This is a genomic window from Kitasatospora sp. NPDC094016 (assembly GCF_040304045.1).
GTDB lineage: Bacteria > Actinomycetota > Actinomycetes > Streptomycetales > Streptomycetaceae > Kitasatospora.
In genome coordinates, this window is the sequence record NZ_JBEOUK010000016.1 from 139568 (window position 1) to 153939 (window position 14372).

Genomic DNA, 14372 nt, shown 5'->3' on the forward strand with positions numbered 1-14372 from the left:
CCCTACGGCGGTCACTTCACCCGTTCAGAGGCCCAGTCGCCGGTTGCGCTGCTCGAACGCCCGCAGCGCCCGCAGGAAGTCGACCTTGCGGAAGGCCGGCCAGTACGCCTCGCAGAAGTAGAACTCGCTGTGCGCGCTCTGCCAGAGCAGGAAACCGGACAGGCGCTGCTCGCCCGAGGTGCGGATGATCAGGTCCGGGTCGGGCTGGTTGCGGGTGTAGAGGTGCTCGGCGATGTGCTCGACGTCGAGGATCTCGGCCAGTTCCTCGATCGAGGTGCCGCGCCCGGCGTGCTCCTGGAGCAGCGAGCGGACGGCGTCGGCGATCTCGTGCCGGCCCCCGTAGCCGACCGCGACGTTGACCGTGATGCCGTCGATGTCGGCGGTCTCGTCGGCGGCCCGCTTGAGCACGTCGGCGGTGTGCTGCGGGAGCAGGTCCAGTGCGCCGACCGGGTGGACCTTCCAGCGGCGGGCGGCGGCCAGCCCGGTCACGGCGTCCTCGATGATGCCCAGCAGCGGGACGAGCTCGTCGGCGGGGCGGTCGAGGTTGTCGGTGGAGAGCATCCAGAGGGTGACGACCTTGACGTGGGTCTCGTCGCACCAGCCGAGGAACTCGCTGATCTTGTCGGCGCCGCGCTGGTGGCCGTACACGGTGGTGCCCCCGGCGGCCTTCGCCCAGCGGCGGTTCCCGTCCAGGATCACGCCGATGTGGTGCGGGGTGCGGGCGAGGTGGACCTCGACCCGGCGGCCGTAGAGCCCGTACATCCCGCCCAGCAGGGTACGCAGACCCGGCGTCCGTTCGGCGACATCGCGCAGACCCATGATTCCCGGCCCCTCCGTGCTCGTTTCAGCTGGTGCGTCAACGCCCCGGCGCAGCCTACTCCGGCGGGCAGGCACACGGTAAAGCCGCAGGTAGCGGTCTGGTCACGGTCCTGTACGGAGTCCGTCCCGGCGGGCGTGTCGCGGGCCTTCCCCGGCCGCTCCGACGGCGGACACGGAACGGTCTCCGAATCCTTAAAGAATCCGTAAGCCGACTGTCCAATGCTTGACGACCGGCAATGGTCTAGTCCAGCTTTTGATCCAAGGCGGAACGAACCCCACGGCCCCGCCCCACCCCCACGCACCACCGTGCACTCCCATGCGCCACCGCGGTCGCCCACCCCCACGTACGACGACCCCACGCACCACGACGGACCTCCCCTCCCCCACACGCGGCCGCCGCGCCCCCCACCGCGGCGGCCGCTCCCTCCCCAGGAGCGTCACCCCATGGCCCGTACGCTGAACCAGCCCGCGCACAAGCGCCGGCGCAGCCCCCTCCCGGCCGTCGCGGCCGGCGCCACCGCCCTCGCCCTGGCCGGCGGCGGCCTGGCCCTCTTCGCCGGCGGCGCCAGCGCGGCCGTCGGCAACCTGGTCACCAACGGCGGCTTCGACAGCGGGCTGGGCGGCTGGAACTGCGCCGGCGCGGCGACCACCGTCTCCTCCCCGGTCCACTCCGGCACCGGCGCACTGCAGGCCACCCCGGGCGCCGGCGACACCGCCGAGTGCACCCAGACCATCAGCGTGCTGCCCAACACCAGCTACACGCTGAGCGCCTGGGTCCAGGGCCCGTACGTCTACCTCGGTGCGCGCGGCACCGGCGGCACCGACCCGTCCACCTGGTCGAACCAGAACAGCTGGAACCAGCTGTCCTCCACCTTCACCACCGGCGCGAACGCCACCAGCGTCACCGTCTACCTGCACGGCTGGTACGGCCAGAGCGCCTACCTCGCCGACGACGTGAGCCTGATCGGCCCCGGCGGCCCGTCCACCCCGAGCCCGACCGCCACCGCCACCCCGTCGCCGACCGCCACGGCCACCGCGACCTCCTCCCCCACCGCGACCGGCACTCCGACGGCCACCGCGACCCCGACCGCGACGCCCACCCGGACCGCCACGCCGACCCCCACGGCCACCGCGACCGCCACCACCCCGCCCACCGGCCTGCCCGCGCACGCCGTCACCGGCTACTGGCAGAACTTCGACAACGGCTCGACCCCGCAGCGCCTCGGCGACGTGCAGAGCGCCTACGACATCATCGCGGTGTCCTTCGCCGACGCCGTGCCCACCCAGACCGGCGCGATCAGCTTCACCCTCGACCCCGGCCTGTCCAAGGCCCTCGGCGGCTACAGCGACGCGCAGTTCCGCGCCGACATCAAGGCCAAGCAGGCGGCCGGCAAGAAGGTCGTCCTCTCCATCGGCGGCCAGAACGGCGCGATCACCGTCGGCGACGCCACCGCCGGCAACAACTTCGCCAACAGCGCCTACGCGATCATCAAGGACTACGGCTTCGACGGTATCGACGTCGACCTGGAGAACGGCGTCCAGGCCGGCCCGCTCGGCAACGCGCTGCACACCCTCCAGGCCAAGGTCGGCCCCGGCTTCATCCTGACCATGGCGCCCGAGACGATCGGGATGTACAGCACCGCCGGCGCCTACTTCCAGCTGGCGCTGAACACCAAGGACATCCTCACCGTCGTCAACACCCAGTTCTACAACTCGGGCGGCATGAACGGCTGCGACGGCAAGGTCTACAACCAGGGCACCATCGACTTCATCACCTCGCAGGTCTGCACCCACATCCAGGGCGGCCTGCGGCCCGACCAGGTCGGCATCGGCGTCCCCGCCTCGGCCAAGGCGGCCGGCGGCGGCTACGTCTCGCCGACCGTGGTGAACAACGCGCTGGACTGCCTGGCCACCGGCAACAACTGCGGCAGCTTCGTCCCGCCGGCCAAGTGGCCGACCATCCGCGGCGCGATGACCTGGTCCACCAACTGGGACGCCAACAACGGCAACGCGTTCTCCAACGCGGTCGGCCCGTTCGTCCACAAGATGCCGTAACCCCCACCGCCACATCCCCCACCGGCGCGCCGCTCCTTGAGGGTGGGGCCCGCGCGCCGGCGGCGGGGCCCGCCGTACCCGACCCGGTACGGCGGGCCCTCCCGCGTCCGGGCCCGGTAGCGCCCCGTCCGGTCCGGCCTCCCGGGCCCGGACGCTACCGGGCCAGCACCGCCAGCAGCGCGCCGAGCAGCAGGAACGGTCCGACCGGGACGTCGAGCCCGCGCACCGGGCGCCGGCGGGCCAGCGCGACGGCGGCCCGCAGGATCGCCCAGAGCCCGGCGAGCACCACCGCGGCGAACAGCCCGCCGACCGCCACCGGCCAGCCGTACCAGCCGAGCAGCCCGCCCAGGGCGAACCCCAGCGGGGAGTCACCCGGCCCCAACGCGCCGATCCAGACCGCCAGTTCGAGCAGGGCCCCGACCGCGAGGGCCACCAGCAGGCAGCGCAGCAGCACCCCCGGGCGCCCCGCGGCCAGCGCCGCCACCGCCAGCAGGGCCGCCACCCCGCCGGCCAGCGGCAGGGTCAGCCGGTACGGCAGCCGGCGCACCCGGGCGTCGACGAAGCCGAGCACCACGCCGAGCCCGGCCGCCCAGCCCAGCGCCGCGGCCGACGGCCCGTCCGCCGCGTACGCCAGCCCGGCAGCGACCACGGCCGCCACCAGCTCCACCGACCAGGCGCCCGCGCCCAGCCGCTCCCGGCAGCCCGGACAGCGCCCGGTGGGCGGCAGCAGCCGCACCTCGCGCCCGCACAACGGGCAGGCACCGCACCAGGGTTCGCCCTCCGGCACGGCGAACCTGGCGACCAGCCCGCGCAGCAGCGGAGCCACCAGAAATGCGGCCAGCACCGCGCCGACTGCGGCTACCATCACCGGCGCACCCCCTTTCGATCAACGCCCGCACGCCCGCACGTCCGTGCGAAACCCGGGGACCGGGCGGGGCGCACCGAGCACATCATCCAACGGGGGAACGACCATGACGAAGACCCAGTCCATCCGGAGAATCGCGGCCGGCCTGCCGGCGGCGGCGCTCGTCCTGGCGCTGTCGGCCTGCGGGCCGGACAACGCCGACCCGGCGGCCGGCCCGAGCGCCCTGGGCGCCCCGGCCGGACCGGCGATCCCGCGGTGCGACACCCGGTCGCTGGTCACGCTCGCGGACGGGCAGTCCGTCAAGCTGTGTGCCGTCTATCTCGTCCCGAACGAGACCCCGCCCGGCTTCCTCACGTACGGGAACATCATGGACACCGCGCCCCTGGTTTGGAAGGTCGGCTGACACCCCCGCCTGCCGATCCAAGGAGGCCACTCCGGGCACTTCGGTGCGCGTCCCGGGACGCGCACCGAAGTGCCCGGAGGTGCCCCTAAAGTAGGCAGGCATGCAGGTCATCCAGTCCAGCAAGCTCGCCAATGTCTGCTACGACATCCGCGGCCCGGTACTCGACGAGGCGATGCGGCTGGAGGAACAGGGCCACCGCATCCTCAAACTCAACACCGGCAACCCCGCCGTCTTCGGCTTCGAGGCGCCGCCGGAGATCCTCCAGGACATCCTGCGCAACCTCTCGACCGCGCACGGGTACGGCGACTCCAAGGGCCTGCTCGCCGCCCGCCGCGCGGTGGTCATGCACTACGAGGACCGCGGCCTGCACGGGCTGAGCGTCGAGGACGTCTTCCTCGGCAACGGCGTCTCCGAGCTGATCCAGCTGGCCATGACCGCGCTGCTGGACGACGGCGACGAGGTGCTCGTCCCGGCGCCCGACTACCCGCTGTGGACCGCCTCGGTCTCGCTGGCCGGCGGCACCGCGGTGCACTACCGCTGCGACGAGCAGGCCGAGTGGTACCCGGACCTCGCCGACATCGAGGCCAAGGTCACCGACCGGACCCGGGCCATCGTGGTGATCAACCCGAACAACCCGACCGGCGCGGTCTACCCGCGCGAGGTGCTGGAGGGCATCGTCGAGATCGCCCGCCGGCACCGGCTGGTGGTCTACGCGGACGAGATCTACGACAAGATCCTCTACGACGACGCCGAGCACGTCCCGCTGGCCACCCTGGCGCCCGACCTCTTCTGCGTCACCTTCAACGGGCTGTCCAAGGCGTACCGGGTCGCGGGCTTCCGCTCCGGCTGGATGGTGCTCTCCGGCGACCGGCAGCGGGCCCACAGCTACATCGAGGGCCTGGCCGTGCTGGCCTCGATGCGGCTGTGCGCCAACATGCCCGCCCAGCACGCGGTGGCCGCCGCGCTCGGCGGCCGGCAGTCGATCCGCGACCTGGTGCTGCCCGGCGGGCGGCTGCTCGCCTCGCGCGACGCGGCGTACCGGCTGCTCAACGAGATTCCGGGAGTCAGCTGCGTCAAGCCCAAGGGCGCGCTGTACGCGTTCCCGCGGCTGGACCCGAAGGTCTACAAGATCAAGGACGACGCCCAGATGGTGCTGGACCTGCTGCGCTCCCAGCGCATCCTGCTGGTCCAGGGCACCGGCTTCAACTGGCCCGAGCCGGACCACTTCCGGCTGGTCACGCTGCCCCGGGCGGAGGAGATCACCGACGCGGTGACCAGGATCGGCGACTTCCTGAGCGGCTACACCCAGCCGTAGCCCCGGAACGGCCGCACCCGGCCGCAGCCCCGCGCGCCCAGCCGTGGCCCCCGCGCCCGGCGCGCGCGGGGAAAACACTACGGCCGGAGTCCCGGCCCGGGCGGTCTCCTTGGTCGGGGAAAGACCGCCCGGGGGAACTCCGGCCGTCCTGTCACTCGGCGGGCGCGCGGTTCGTGCCGCGCGGCCGCCTCTCGCTCTGCCGAGGCTCAGGCTCAGCCGAGACGCGCGACGAGGCTCCGGTACTCGTCCCACAGCTCCTTCGGGGTGTGGTCGCCGAACAGCTCCAGGTGGGCCGGCACCAGCGCGGCCTCCTGGCGCCAGATGTCGGCGTCCACGGTGAAGAGCAGGTCGAGGTCCTCCTTGGACAGCTTCAGGTCGCCGAGGTCGAAGCCGTCGACCGTCGGCAGCACGCCGATCGGGGTCTCGACGCCCTCGCCGGTGCCCTCCAGGCGCTCGACGATCCACTTGAGGACGCGGCTGTTCTCGCCGTAGCCCGGCCAGACGAACGCGCCCTCGGCGTTCTTGCGGAACCAGTTGACGTAGTAGATCTTCGGCAGCTTCGCGGCGTCCGCCTGGGCGCCGACCTTCAGCCAGTGGGCGAAGTAGTCGCCCATGTTGTAGCCGCAGAACGGCAGCATCGCGAACGGGTCGCGGCGCAGCTCGCCGACGGTGCCCTCGGCGGCGGCGGTCTTCTCGGACGCGATGTTGGCGCCGAGGAAGACGCCGTGCTGCCAGGTGAACGACTCGGTCACCAGCGGGACGGCGGTGGCACGGCGGCCGCCGAACAGGATCGCCGAGATCGGCACGCCCGACTGGTCCTCCCACTCGGGGGCGATGGTCGGGCACTGCGCGGCCGGGACGGCGAAGCGGGCGTTCGGGTGGGCGGCCGGGGTGCCGGACTCGGGGGTCCAGTCGTTGCCGCGCCAGTCGGTGAGGTGCGCCGGGGGCTCCTCGGTCAGGCCCTCCCACCACACGTCGCCGTCGTCGGTCAGCGCGACGTTGGTGAAGACCGTGTTGCCCCACAGGGTGTCGATGGCGTTGGCGTTGGTGTCCACGCCGGTGCCGGGGGCGACGCCGAAGAAACCGGCCTCGGGGTTGATCGCGTAGAGCTGGCCGTCGGCGCCGAAGCGCATCCAGGCGATGTCGTCGCCGATCGTCTCGACCTTCCAGCCCGGGACGGTCGGCTGGAGCATGGCCAGGTTGGTCTTGCCGCAGGCCGACGGGAAGGCGGCGGCGACGTACTTGACCTCGCCGGACGGCGGGGTGAGCTTCAGGATCAGCATGTGCTCGGCCAGCCAGCCCTCGTCACGGGCCATGGTCGAGGCGATGCGCAGCGCGTAGCACTTCTTGCCGAGCAGGGCGTTGCCGCCGTAGCCGGAGCCGAAGGACCAGATCTCCCGGGTCTCCGGGAAGTGCGAGATGTACTTGGTGCTGTTGCACGGCCACGGCACGTCCGCCTGGCCCTCGGCCAGCGGGGCGCCGACGGTGTGCACGGCCTTGACGAAGTCGCCGTCCTCGCCGAGCTGGTCCAGCACCGCCTTGCCCATGCGGGTCATCACGCGCATCGACACGGCGACGTAGGCGGAGTCGGTGATCTCGACGCCGTACGCGGCCAGCGGGGAACCGACCGGGCCCATCGAGAAGGGCACGACGTACATCGTGCGGCCCTTCATCGCGCCGCGGAACAGTCCCTTCTCGCCCTGGAAGACCTCCCGCATCTCGGCCGGGGCCTTCCAGTTGTTGGTCGGACCGGCGTCCTTCTCCTGCTCGGAGCAGATGTAGGTGCGGTCCTCCACACGCGCCACGTCCGTCGGGTCCGAGGCGGCGTAGTAGGAGTTGGGGCGCTTTTCCTCGTTGAGCTTCTTGAAGGTGCCCTGAGCCACCAGCAGGTCCGCGAGGCGCTGGTACTCCTCGTCGGAGCCGTCGCACCACTCGACGCGGTCCGGCTGGGTGAGCTCGGCGATCTCGTTCACCCACGCGAGCAGGCGCTGGTGGCGGGTGGGCGCGGAGGCGCTGAGAGCAGAGATCTCGTACGACACGATCGCTCCGTTTCACACCATCTCGGCGAGGAGGTGGCGTAGCGGGGGTCTGAGGGTGCTTGCAGCGTAGCTCCGGCCTCAACGCCAAACTGCGGCACAGCGGCGAAATTGACTCATCTTTTACTACAGTAAGTACGATTACCGGCCAGTAATAGGTCGTCCACATCCCGGCCCGGACGCCTCCGCGGACGCCCCGAACACTCCAAAACGTCCAAGAGTGATGATCGCCACTTTCCTACGCGTCAGTAACCTACGGCCCCGTAGGTAGCGGGTAGCATGCTGCGCATGACTGCTGAGCTCGTCGAGAGCACGGAGAACGAGGGCGCGGAGAACGAGGCCTCGGGACGCAAGCCGAAGTGGCGCGGCTGGCTGCACGCCGGGATGTTCCCCGCCACCGTCGCCGCCGGGATCGTGCTGATCTGCCTGGCCGACTCCACCCCCGCCAAGATCGCCTGCGCGATCTACTCGATCAGCGCCTGGCTGCTGTTCGGGGTCAGCGCGGTCTACCACCGCTTCGACTGGGGCCCGCGCGGGGACGCCGTGCTGCGGCGGCTGGACCACGCGAACATCTTCCTGATCATCGCGGGCACCTACACGCCGTTCACGATCCTGCTGCTCAAGGGCGCCGACCAGCAGGTGCTGCTCTGGGTGGCCTGGGGCGGCGCGCTGGCCGGAATAGCGTTCCGGGTGTTCTGGGTCGGCGCGCCGCGCTGGCTGTACACGCCGGTGTACATCGCGCTCGGCTGGGCCGCCGCCTTCTTCCTGCCGGACTTCCTGCACGCCGGCGGCGTCGCCGTCCTGGTGCTGATGATCGTCGGCGGCGTGCTCTACAGCATCGGCGGTGTGGTGTACGGGCTCAAGCGGCCCAATCCGTCACCGCGCTGGTTCGGCTTCCACGAGGTGTTCCACGCCTTCACCCTGGGCGCGTTCATCGTGCAGTACGTCGGGGTCTCACTGGTGGCGTACAGCGCGGCCGGCTGAACCCGGCGCGCCACGGCGGGCGGCCGCGCGGTCCACGGACCGGGCGACCGCCCGCTCCGCTGTCCAAGGACGCTCGTACGGCGCCCGGCCCTGCGGGCGGCGCGGATACGGCGGGTGGTCCGCCGCGCCGGCCTCCGGCCACGACTCCACCACCGGCCCGGCGGTGCGGCCGCGCACCTGCCGGGCGTCCAGCGCCTCGCGGGCCCGGCGGCAGCGCTCGCAGTGCGCGGCGTCCGGGGTGACGGCCGACGGCCGGTGCCCCCGCGGGGCGGCCGGCCGGTGGAGCGCCCGCCAGCGGCGGCCCACGTAGACCATGAGCAGCAGCACCTCGACCCCGGCGACGACCAGCACCAGCATCGCCCCGTTGATCAGGTAGGCCGCGACCACGGCGAGCGCGGACGCCACCACCACCGCCGCACCCCACACCTGGGCGCTCGACTCCCTGCCGGCCATTCGACTCCCCTTTCCCGGCGCCGGGCTCGTGGTCGGCTCCGGCCGCCCCACCCCTTCTCCGCTCTCGGCACGCGTCAGTCAGCACTGACCGATTGCCACATGGTATCTACCGTCCGTCACCCGGAGCCGCCCCCGGGCGGCGAACGACAGATCAACGTTGCGTCAATTCCTTGTGCGGAAGCATTACTTCCAGGACACATCACGCAGCGCGCCCGCTCGGCTACAGGTCGACGCGCCGGGGCCGCACACAGCACGGCGGGGCCCGGCTGTGTCAGCCGGACCCCGCCGCATCCCACGTGGCGCGTATGTCGTGCCCGAGAGGCCCTACCCCCGTCGGACACCCGCCCTGCGCCGCACGGCCGCACCCGCGCCCACGAGCGCGGTCACGCCCAGGGCCGCGACCGCCGTCACGGCCGGCAGCGCCGAACCGCCGCCCGCCGCCCGTTCCCGGTCGGCCGCCAGCTGGTAGCCGCCGCCCTTGCCCTCCCGGTCGTACGCCGAGCCGGGCAGCTTGTCCCCGTACCGCTGGTGCACCAGCTTCTGGTACGCGGCCAGCGACACCCCGCCCGCGCCCACCGAGCGCCGGGCCTCGTCGTCCAGCGGCAGCACCCGGCCGTCGCGCAGCACGTACCAGGCGTTCACCTGCGGCTCGCGGAACGCCGTACCGCCACCGCCGCCGGCCGCCTTCGCCGCGTAGTCGTTCTCGTCACCGCCGGAGGCGATGTTGACCACCTGCCAGGAGTCGCCCTGCCGGATCGTCCACACCGAGGCCGTCTGCCCGTCCGCCGCGACCACCTTGCTCGCGGTGAACTCGGCCTTCGCCACCGGCGCACCCGGGGCGCCGGCCACGAAACCCGCGTCCAGGGTGTACACCGGCACGGTGTCGCCGGCCAGCCGCGGCGCGGCCGCGCTCGCCGCCTGCGCCTCCTGCGCCGCACCGATGGTCAGCTGCTGGGTCGGCGGGACGCCCTTGCGGGCGAAGAAGTGGCCCACCTTGTCGAGGACGGCCCGGTCCTGGACCACGCCACGGGCCTTCGCCAGATCCGCGGCGGGCACCGGCACCGGGGCGCCGGCCGGCCCGTCCGCGTGCGCGGCCGGGGCCAGCGCCAGCCCGAGGCCGGCGGCGAGCAGGGCGGTGACGGCGGCCCGACAGGCCTTTCCGAGGTCGGTCATGGTCGCCCTCACGCGCCGATCCGGTACAGGGAGTGGGTCCACGAGAACGTGTTGTTGTTCACGTAGTAGTTGTAGTCCGCCCAGTTGTAGCGGTAGTTGGACGGCCACGGGTCGCCCCAGTACACCCAGTTGCTGCTGGTGTCGTAGCCGTAGACGACGTGCATGTGGCCGCCGCCGGAACTCCACTGGATCCGGGTCTCGATCGGCCGGTTCGCGTCCACCTCGGTCTGCACGGTGTTGTAGCGCAGGTAGCCGGTGACGTACGAACCCGGGTTGATGCCGACCCAGTCCAGCCCGTTCTGCACATCGGCCAGCGAGGCCTGGCTGTTGGGGCAGCTGGAGTTGACCGAACGGCCGAACGCGGCGTTGCAGAACTGGTTCTGGCTGTAGTTGTAGCCGAACCAGGTGGCGATGGTGTTCCCGCTCGCCGCCCAGCACCAGTTGGTCTGCTGTTGCTGCTGCATGGTGATGTTGAGCTTCTTGAACGTGCCGGCCAGATCGGCCGTGCTGCCGGGCGCGGCGGCCTGGCGGACCTGCGCCGGGGCGCGGTCCTGGACGGGAGCGAGATCCTGGGCGGGGGCGGCGAGCGCCGGAGTGGCCGCCACCGCGGTCAGCGCCGGGCCCAGCACGCCGAGGGCGAGCAGCGAGACCGCGCGGCGCAGCCGTATCCGTGGAACTGGCATGGGGGAAATGCCTCCTTGCACAAGCGGAGCGAGGTGCTGTGTGGGGGCGCGGTCCGGATCGCGCCATGAGCATCCCGCCGCCCCCGGAGGCCGGTCAACGGCCCCCAGGACCATCACAGTTCAGGTGTGAACGACTGGTCACGGGTGTGAACGCCACCCCGAAAACCCCCGCGTGGCACGCCAGGACCGGTGACAAACCGCCGCCCTGATGTGAATATTCACGGTCAAACACGGTCTGCCCGCGCCCGTCCCCCAGGAGGCCGTCATCCACCGCACCGACCAGGCCGACCTCACCGCCGCCCTCCGCACCGGCCCCTTCCACCTCGCCCTGCGCACCGCCATCGCCACCCGCGGCCTCGCCCTCCACCGCATCCGACGCCACCTCGCCCTGCGCGGCGTCCACGTCGGCCTCACCAGCCTCAGCTACTGGCAACAAGGCCGCCGCCGCCCCGAACGCCCCGAATCCCTCCGTGCCGTCGCCGCCCTCGAAGACGTCCTCGACCTTCCCGAACACTCCCTCACCCGCCTGCTCGGCCCCCGCCGCGCCGCCGACACCACCCCCGCCGGCCCACCCGTACGCCCCTACCGCGACCTCATCTCCCCCGCCACCGCCGTCGACGACCTGCTCGCCACCATCGCCGGCCCCCGCGACACCGGCCTGCACACCATCACCCACATCGAACGCATCCGCCTCGGCCCCGACCGCCAACTCGCCCGCCGCGACTCCCAACACGCCCTCCGCGCCCACCGCGACGGCATCGACCGCTACCTCGCCCTCTACCAGGGCGACCCCGGCAGCGACATCACCCGCGTCGGCGTCCGCGCCGAAGAGAACTGCCGCCCCGGCCGCATCCGCCGCGACCAGACCCACCACCTGCTCGTCGCCGAACTCCTCCTCGACCGCCGCCTACGCGCCGGCGACACCCACCTCCTCGGCTACGGCTTCGACGACGCCCCCTCCCCCGACCCCAGCTGCGAATACGTCCGCGGCTTCAACTCCGGCGCCGGCCAGTACGTCCTCCAGATCACCTTCCACCCCGCCGCCCTCCCCGTCCGCTGCCACCGCTTCGCCCTCCGCTCCCCGGGCGAAGCCCCCTACGAGACGGAGGAACTGACCCTGGACGGCCACCACTGCGTCCACCTGGTCGCGACGGCACTGCGGCCGTGCCTGCTGGGGATCCGGTGGGACTGGGAGTGACGGGCGCGGCGTCAGCGTCAGTGCGACCAGTACGGGTCGTCGACCACATCGACCTTGGCGTCGAGCGATGTTCGGACGAGCGGAGGCACGGGCTTGTACTCATGGGCGGGCTGGTACAGCACCCCAATAGCCTCTGCCCTGAACGTCACCAGGTAGGTCGAGTCTTGCTGGGCCCTCGCGTAGAACGTCAGGAACGTCTCCCCACCCACGTCTCCCATACCCCGCAGGGCCTGAATCTCATCGGCGGGGTCCGATCGATCGACCACCCGGCTCCCAAGTGCCTTCCAGGCTTGGGTCACCTGATCCATCAAGGTCGGCAGTTTTGCCCGCGAGACCGCGGTCCGCACGGTGACGATCTCGGTGACGGCCGAACCCATACTCCGCTCGCCGTCCCAGAGATCGCCCTCCCTCCGCACCTCGAACTCGGCCCCCGCATAGGTGAATGAAGGCGAAACCCCATCCATGGTGGCGCGCAGGGCGTGGTCGATCCAGCCCTTCCCCTCGTCTGTCCTCACCCGGCCCGATCGATCGGCCAACGCCAATGGCCCGTACCCGTTGGCGAACAGCACCGCACCGAGAGCCACCGTGACGACGGACGACAGCACGATCGAGCCGATCACCTTCCAGCGGGTCGTCATCGCCCCTCCGTCAGGTGAACGTCGTCGGCCTTGCCCGTCACGATCGAGGCGATGTTGCCCAGCGAGGGGCCGCCCGTCTCCGGGGCCAGGTACTTGGTGTGCATCCCGAAGTCCTCCCAGCTCCACGACTTGCTCCAACCGTCGACGGTGAAGCGCTTGGCCCCGAACGACTCGCTCGCCGGGTCTCTCCCGTACCAGAGGTCGTGCGGGTCGACACCGACCAAGCCGCCGAAGGGCCAGGACACCGTCGCGGCGTTGGCTGAGGGGATTTGGGTGACCGGGTCGTTGCCGGCCGCGCCCGCCCACACATGCCCGGCGGGCATCCCCAGGTCCGAGGCATGCGTCACGCCGACACCGGGACTGCCGATGATCACCACGTCGTCCGGCAGCGTGTAGTTCCCCTGGTGGGCGGCCATCTTCGTGGCCTGTCCGACGAGGAGCGAACCGTAACTGTGCCCCATCGAGGTGATGTGCGGGCTCTGGCCGCTCGTATTGGTCGCCCGGAGCCCGGTGACGAACCTCGCGTAATCGGGCGCACCCTTGACCGCCCGCTCGGGCGTGGCCGCTTTGATGTCGATGTCCGGCGGGTCGTAGCCGAGCCAGATGATGGAGGCCGCCGATCCACCAGGCTTGATCTTCTTGTTGGCCTCTCGCCAGACGTTCAAGGCGTTCTCAGCCTCGTTGGTACCGGGCGTGGTACCTGGCTTCGCCGCGCCGAGCGAATCGGGGGTGGTCGTGATCCCCGGCACGTAGGAGGAGATGTCGGTGGCGGTGTCAGGGTTTCCGAAGGACAGGATCGCGCGGCCTTGGCCTTCGGTGCCGACGCCGATCAGGTAGGTGGGTGGCCGACCGTCCTTCGCCAGGGCATCCTGGGCGAGGCGCTCTTGGATGGGCCTGAGCTTCTGGTACTCCGCCTCTTCGTCCTTCGTCCGGTTCCTGCCTTCGAGTTCCCTCATCCGCTTGTCCAGGTACGCCCGGTTGACCCGGTTTCGCACCTCCGCCGGGACCCCGTCCAGGTTTCCGACGTTCTCCGGGTGGTGGTCGATGTACCACTGCCGGCCCGCCGGGTCGAGGCCGTTCCACCAGTTGTTGACCTCCGTCGGGGGCGCCCCCACCGCGGGCATGTCCCTGAGGTAGGGGGAGCCCGAGCTGTTCACCGCTTTCTGGTCGGCCTCGGCGACGGCGAGGGTCAGCCCCGACTTGCTGCTGGCGTGCTGGGTGAAGCCCTTGAGCAGTCCCGCCAGGGTCTGGTCGGCCGCACTCGCCTCCGTGATGGCGGCATTGATCCGCTTGGCGACGTCCTCGGCCGCCGTCTTCTGTTTCGTCTCCCAGGTGGCGTCCACGGGGCCGGTCGCCGGGGGCCAGCTCACCGTCCCCGTGTCGCTGACCGTCAGTCCCTTGGCGGTGGCGTCGACGAGGGCCTGCCGGAGTTTCGACTGGGCTAGCCCGAAGAGGTCGGCGTGGTCCCGTAGGGTCTGGCCAATGGCGGCCAGTTCGGTTTCGGCGGCGTGCAGTTGGCTGGTGGTGCTGTCCAGTGAGTGGAAGGCGGCGTCGGCCGCCGGGCCGGTCCAGCCGGATCCGTGGACCCGGTCCGCGGTACCGCTCTTCCAGTCGGCCGTGTGCTGCGTGTACGCCTTGTGCAGCGCGTCGTAGGCGTCCGCCGCCGTGTGCAGGTCCTCCGGCTTGGCGTTCTTCAGGCTCGCGAGATCGAGGCGGTTCTCTCCCGCTCGCCGATCCGTGTCAACCATGA

Annotated in this window: 13 protein-coding genes; 5 read left to right on the forward strand and 8 right to left on the reverse strand. The window is 71.5% G+C overall.

What is annotated here, in order from left to right:
* Positions 1–24 precede the first annotated feature (24 nt).
* Positions 25–819 (reverse strand): isoprenyl transferase, encoded by a 795-nt coding sequence (locus ABT015_RS17805; RefSeq protein ID WP_350879969.1) that lies wholly within the window; start codon positions 817–819, stop codon positions 25–27.
* A 444-nt stretch (positions 820–1263) separates the two neighbouring features.
* Between ABT015_RS17805 and ABT015_RS17810 the strand changes: the two genes are divergently transcribed.
* Positions 1264–2874, forward strand: coding sequence for a chitinase (locus ABT015_RS17810; protein WP_350879971.1), 1611 nt, complete (start codon positions 1264–1266; stop codon positions 2872–2874).
* 154 nt (positions 2875–3028) lie between these two features.
* Here ABT015_RS17810 and ABT015_RS17815 read toward each other — a convergent pair whose 3' ends face one another.
* Complete coding sequence (locus ABT015_RS17815) at positions 3029–3742, reverse strand: prepilin peptidase (protein ID WP_350879973.1); 714 nt, start codon at positions 3740–3742, stop codon at positions 3029–3031.
* A 103-nt stretch (positions 3743–3845) separates the two neighbouring features.
* Between ABT015_RS17815 and ABT015_RS17820 the strand changes: the two genes are divergently transcribed.
* Both ABT015_RS17820 and ABT015_RS17825 read left to right on the forward strand, forming a co-directional pair.
* Entirely contained in the window at positions 3846–4142 is a 297-nt protein-coding gene (locus ABT015_RS17820) for a hypothetical protein (RefSeq protein WP_350879975.1), read from the forward strand.
* Positions 4143–4242: 100 nt separating this feature from the next.
* The gene (locus ABT015_RS17825) at positions 4243–5457 is read left to right on the forward strand and encodes a pyridoxal phosphate-dependent aminotransferase (protein WP_350879977.1); all 1215 of its coding nucleotides are present in this window, start codon (positions 4243–4245) and stop codon (positions 5455–5457) included.
* A 212-nt stretch (positions 5458–5669) separates the two neighbouring features.
* Here ABT015_RS17825 and ABT015_RS17830 read toward each other — a convergent pair whose 3' ends face one another.
* Positions 5670–7496: a phosphoenolpyruvate carboxykinase (GTP) gene (locus tag ABT015_RS17830; RefSeq protein ID WP_350879979.1), complete on the reverse strand. Its 1827-nt coding sequence runs from the start codon at positions 7494–7496 to the stop codon at positions 5670–5672.
* 276 nt (positions 7497–7772) lie between these two features.
* On the opposite strand from ABT015_RS17830, the gene trhA reads away from it, so the two are divergent.
* Positions 7773–8477, forward strand: a complete 705-nt coding sequence (gene trhA / locus ABT015_RS17835) for a PAQR family membrane homeostasis protein TrhA (protein ID WP_380345602.1) — start codon at positions 7773–7775, stop codon at positions 8475–8477.
* On the opposite strand, the gene ABT015_RS17840 is transcribed toward trhA, so the two are convergent.
* From ABT015_RS17840 to ABT015_RS17850, 3 genes are all read right to left on the reverse strand, one after another.
* The gene (locus tag ABT015_RS17840) at positions 8448–8930 is read right to left on the reverse strand and encodes a hypothetical protein (RefSeq protein WP_350879981.1); all 483 of its coding nucleotides are present in this window, start codon (positions 8928–8930) and stop codon (positions 8448–8450) included. The genes trhA and ABT015_RS17840 overlap by 30 nt on opposite strands.
* A 324-nt stretch (positions 8931–9254) precedes the next feature.
* Positions 9255–10103, reverse strand: coding sequence for a hypothetical protein (locus tag ABT015_RS17845; protein ID WP_350879983.1), 849 nt, complete (start codon positions 10101–10103; stop codon positions 9255–9257).
* Between the two features lie 8 nt (positions 10104–10111).
* A complete protein-coding gene (locus ABT015_RS17850; protein ID WP_350879985.1) occupies positions 10112–10786 on the reverse strand; it encodes a papain-like cysteine protease family protein in 675 nt (224 codons plus the stop codon).
* A 265-nt stretch (positions 10787–11051) separates the two neighbouring features.
* Between ABT015_RS17850 and ABT015_RS17855 the strand changes: the two genes are divergently transcribed.
* Complete coding sequence (locus tag ABT015_RS17855; protein WP_350880042.1) at positions 11052–11984, forward strand: hypothetical protein; 933 nt, start codon at positions 11052–11054, stop codon at positions 11982–11984.
* 17 nt (positions 11985–12001) lie between these two features.
* Here ABT015_RS17855 and ABT015_RS17860 read toward each other — a convergent pair whose 3' ends face one another.
* Both ABT015_RS17860 and ABT015_RS17865 read right to left on the reverse strand, forming a co-directional pair.
* Complete coding sequence (locus ABT015_RS17860; protein ID WP_350879987.1) at positions 12002–12622, reverse strand: hypothetical protein; 621 nt, start codon at positions 12620–12622, stop codon at positions 12002–12004.
* Positions 12619–14370 carry an alpha/beta hydrolase gene (locus tag ABT015_RS17865; protein ID WP_350879989.1) on the reverse strand — a complete coding sequence of 584 codons (1752 nt, stop codon included), beginning with the start codon at positions 14368–14370 and terminating at the stop codon, positions 12619–12621. Before ABT015_RS17865 ends, ABT015_RS17860 begins: the two co-directional genes overlap by 4 nt.
* Between the last annotated feature and the right edge of the window lie 2 nt (positions 14371–14372).

What these genes read in the sequence shown, in the direction of transcription:
- ABT015_RS17810 (WP_350879971.1), top strand. Translation starts at nt 1,264, where the DNA reads ATGGCCCGTACGCTGAACCAGCCCGCGCACAAGCGCCGGCGCAGCCCC.
- ABT015_RS17840 (WP_350879981.1), bottom strand. Translation starts at nt 8,930, where the DNA reads ATGGCCGGCAGGGAGTCGAGCGCCCAGGTGTGGGGTGCGGCGGTGGTG.
- trhA (WP_380345602.1), top strand. Translation starts at nt 7,773, where the DNA reads ATGCTGCGCATGACTGCTGAGCTCGTCGAGAGCACGGAGAACGAGGGC.
- ABT015_RS17860 (WP_350879987.1), bottom strand. Translation starts at nt 12,622, where the DNA reads ATGACGACCCGCTGGAAGGTGATCGGCTCGATCGTGCTGTCGTCCGTC.
- ABT015_RS17805 (WP_350879969.1), bottom strand. Translation starts at nt 819, where the DNA reads ATGGGTCTGCGCGATGTCGCCGAACGGACGCCGGGTCTGCGTACCCTG.
- ABT015_RS17865 (WP_350879989.1), bottom strand. Translation starts at nt 14,370, where the DNA reads ATGGTTGACACGGATCGGCGAGCGGGAGAGAACCGCCTCGATCTCGCG.
- ABT015_RS17845 (WP_350879983.1), bottom strand. Translation starts at nt 10,103, where the DNA reads ATGACCGACCTCGGAAAGGCCTGTCGGGCCGCCGTCACCGCCCTGCTC.
- ABT015_RS17850 (WP_350879985.1), bottom strand. Translation starts at nt 10,786, where the DNA reads ATGCCAGTTCCACGGATACGGCTGCGCCGCGCGGTCTCGCTGCTCGCC.
- ABT015_RS17820 (WP_350879975.1), top strand. Translation starts at nt 3,846, where the DNA reads ATGACGAAGACCCAGTCCATCCGGAGAATCGCGGCCGGCCTGCCGGCG.
- ABT015_RS17825 (WP_350879977.1), top strand. Translation starts at nt 4,243, where the DNA reads ATGCAGGTCATCCAGTCCAGCAAGCTCGCCAATGTCTGCTACGACATC.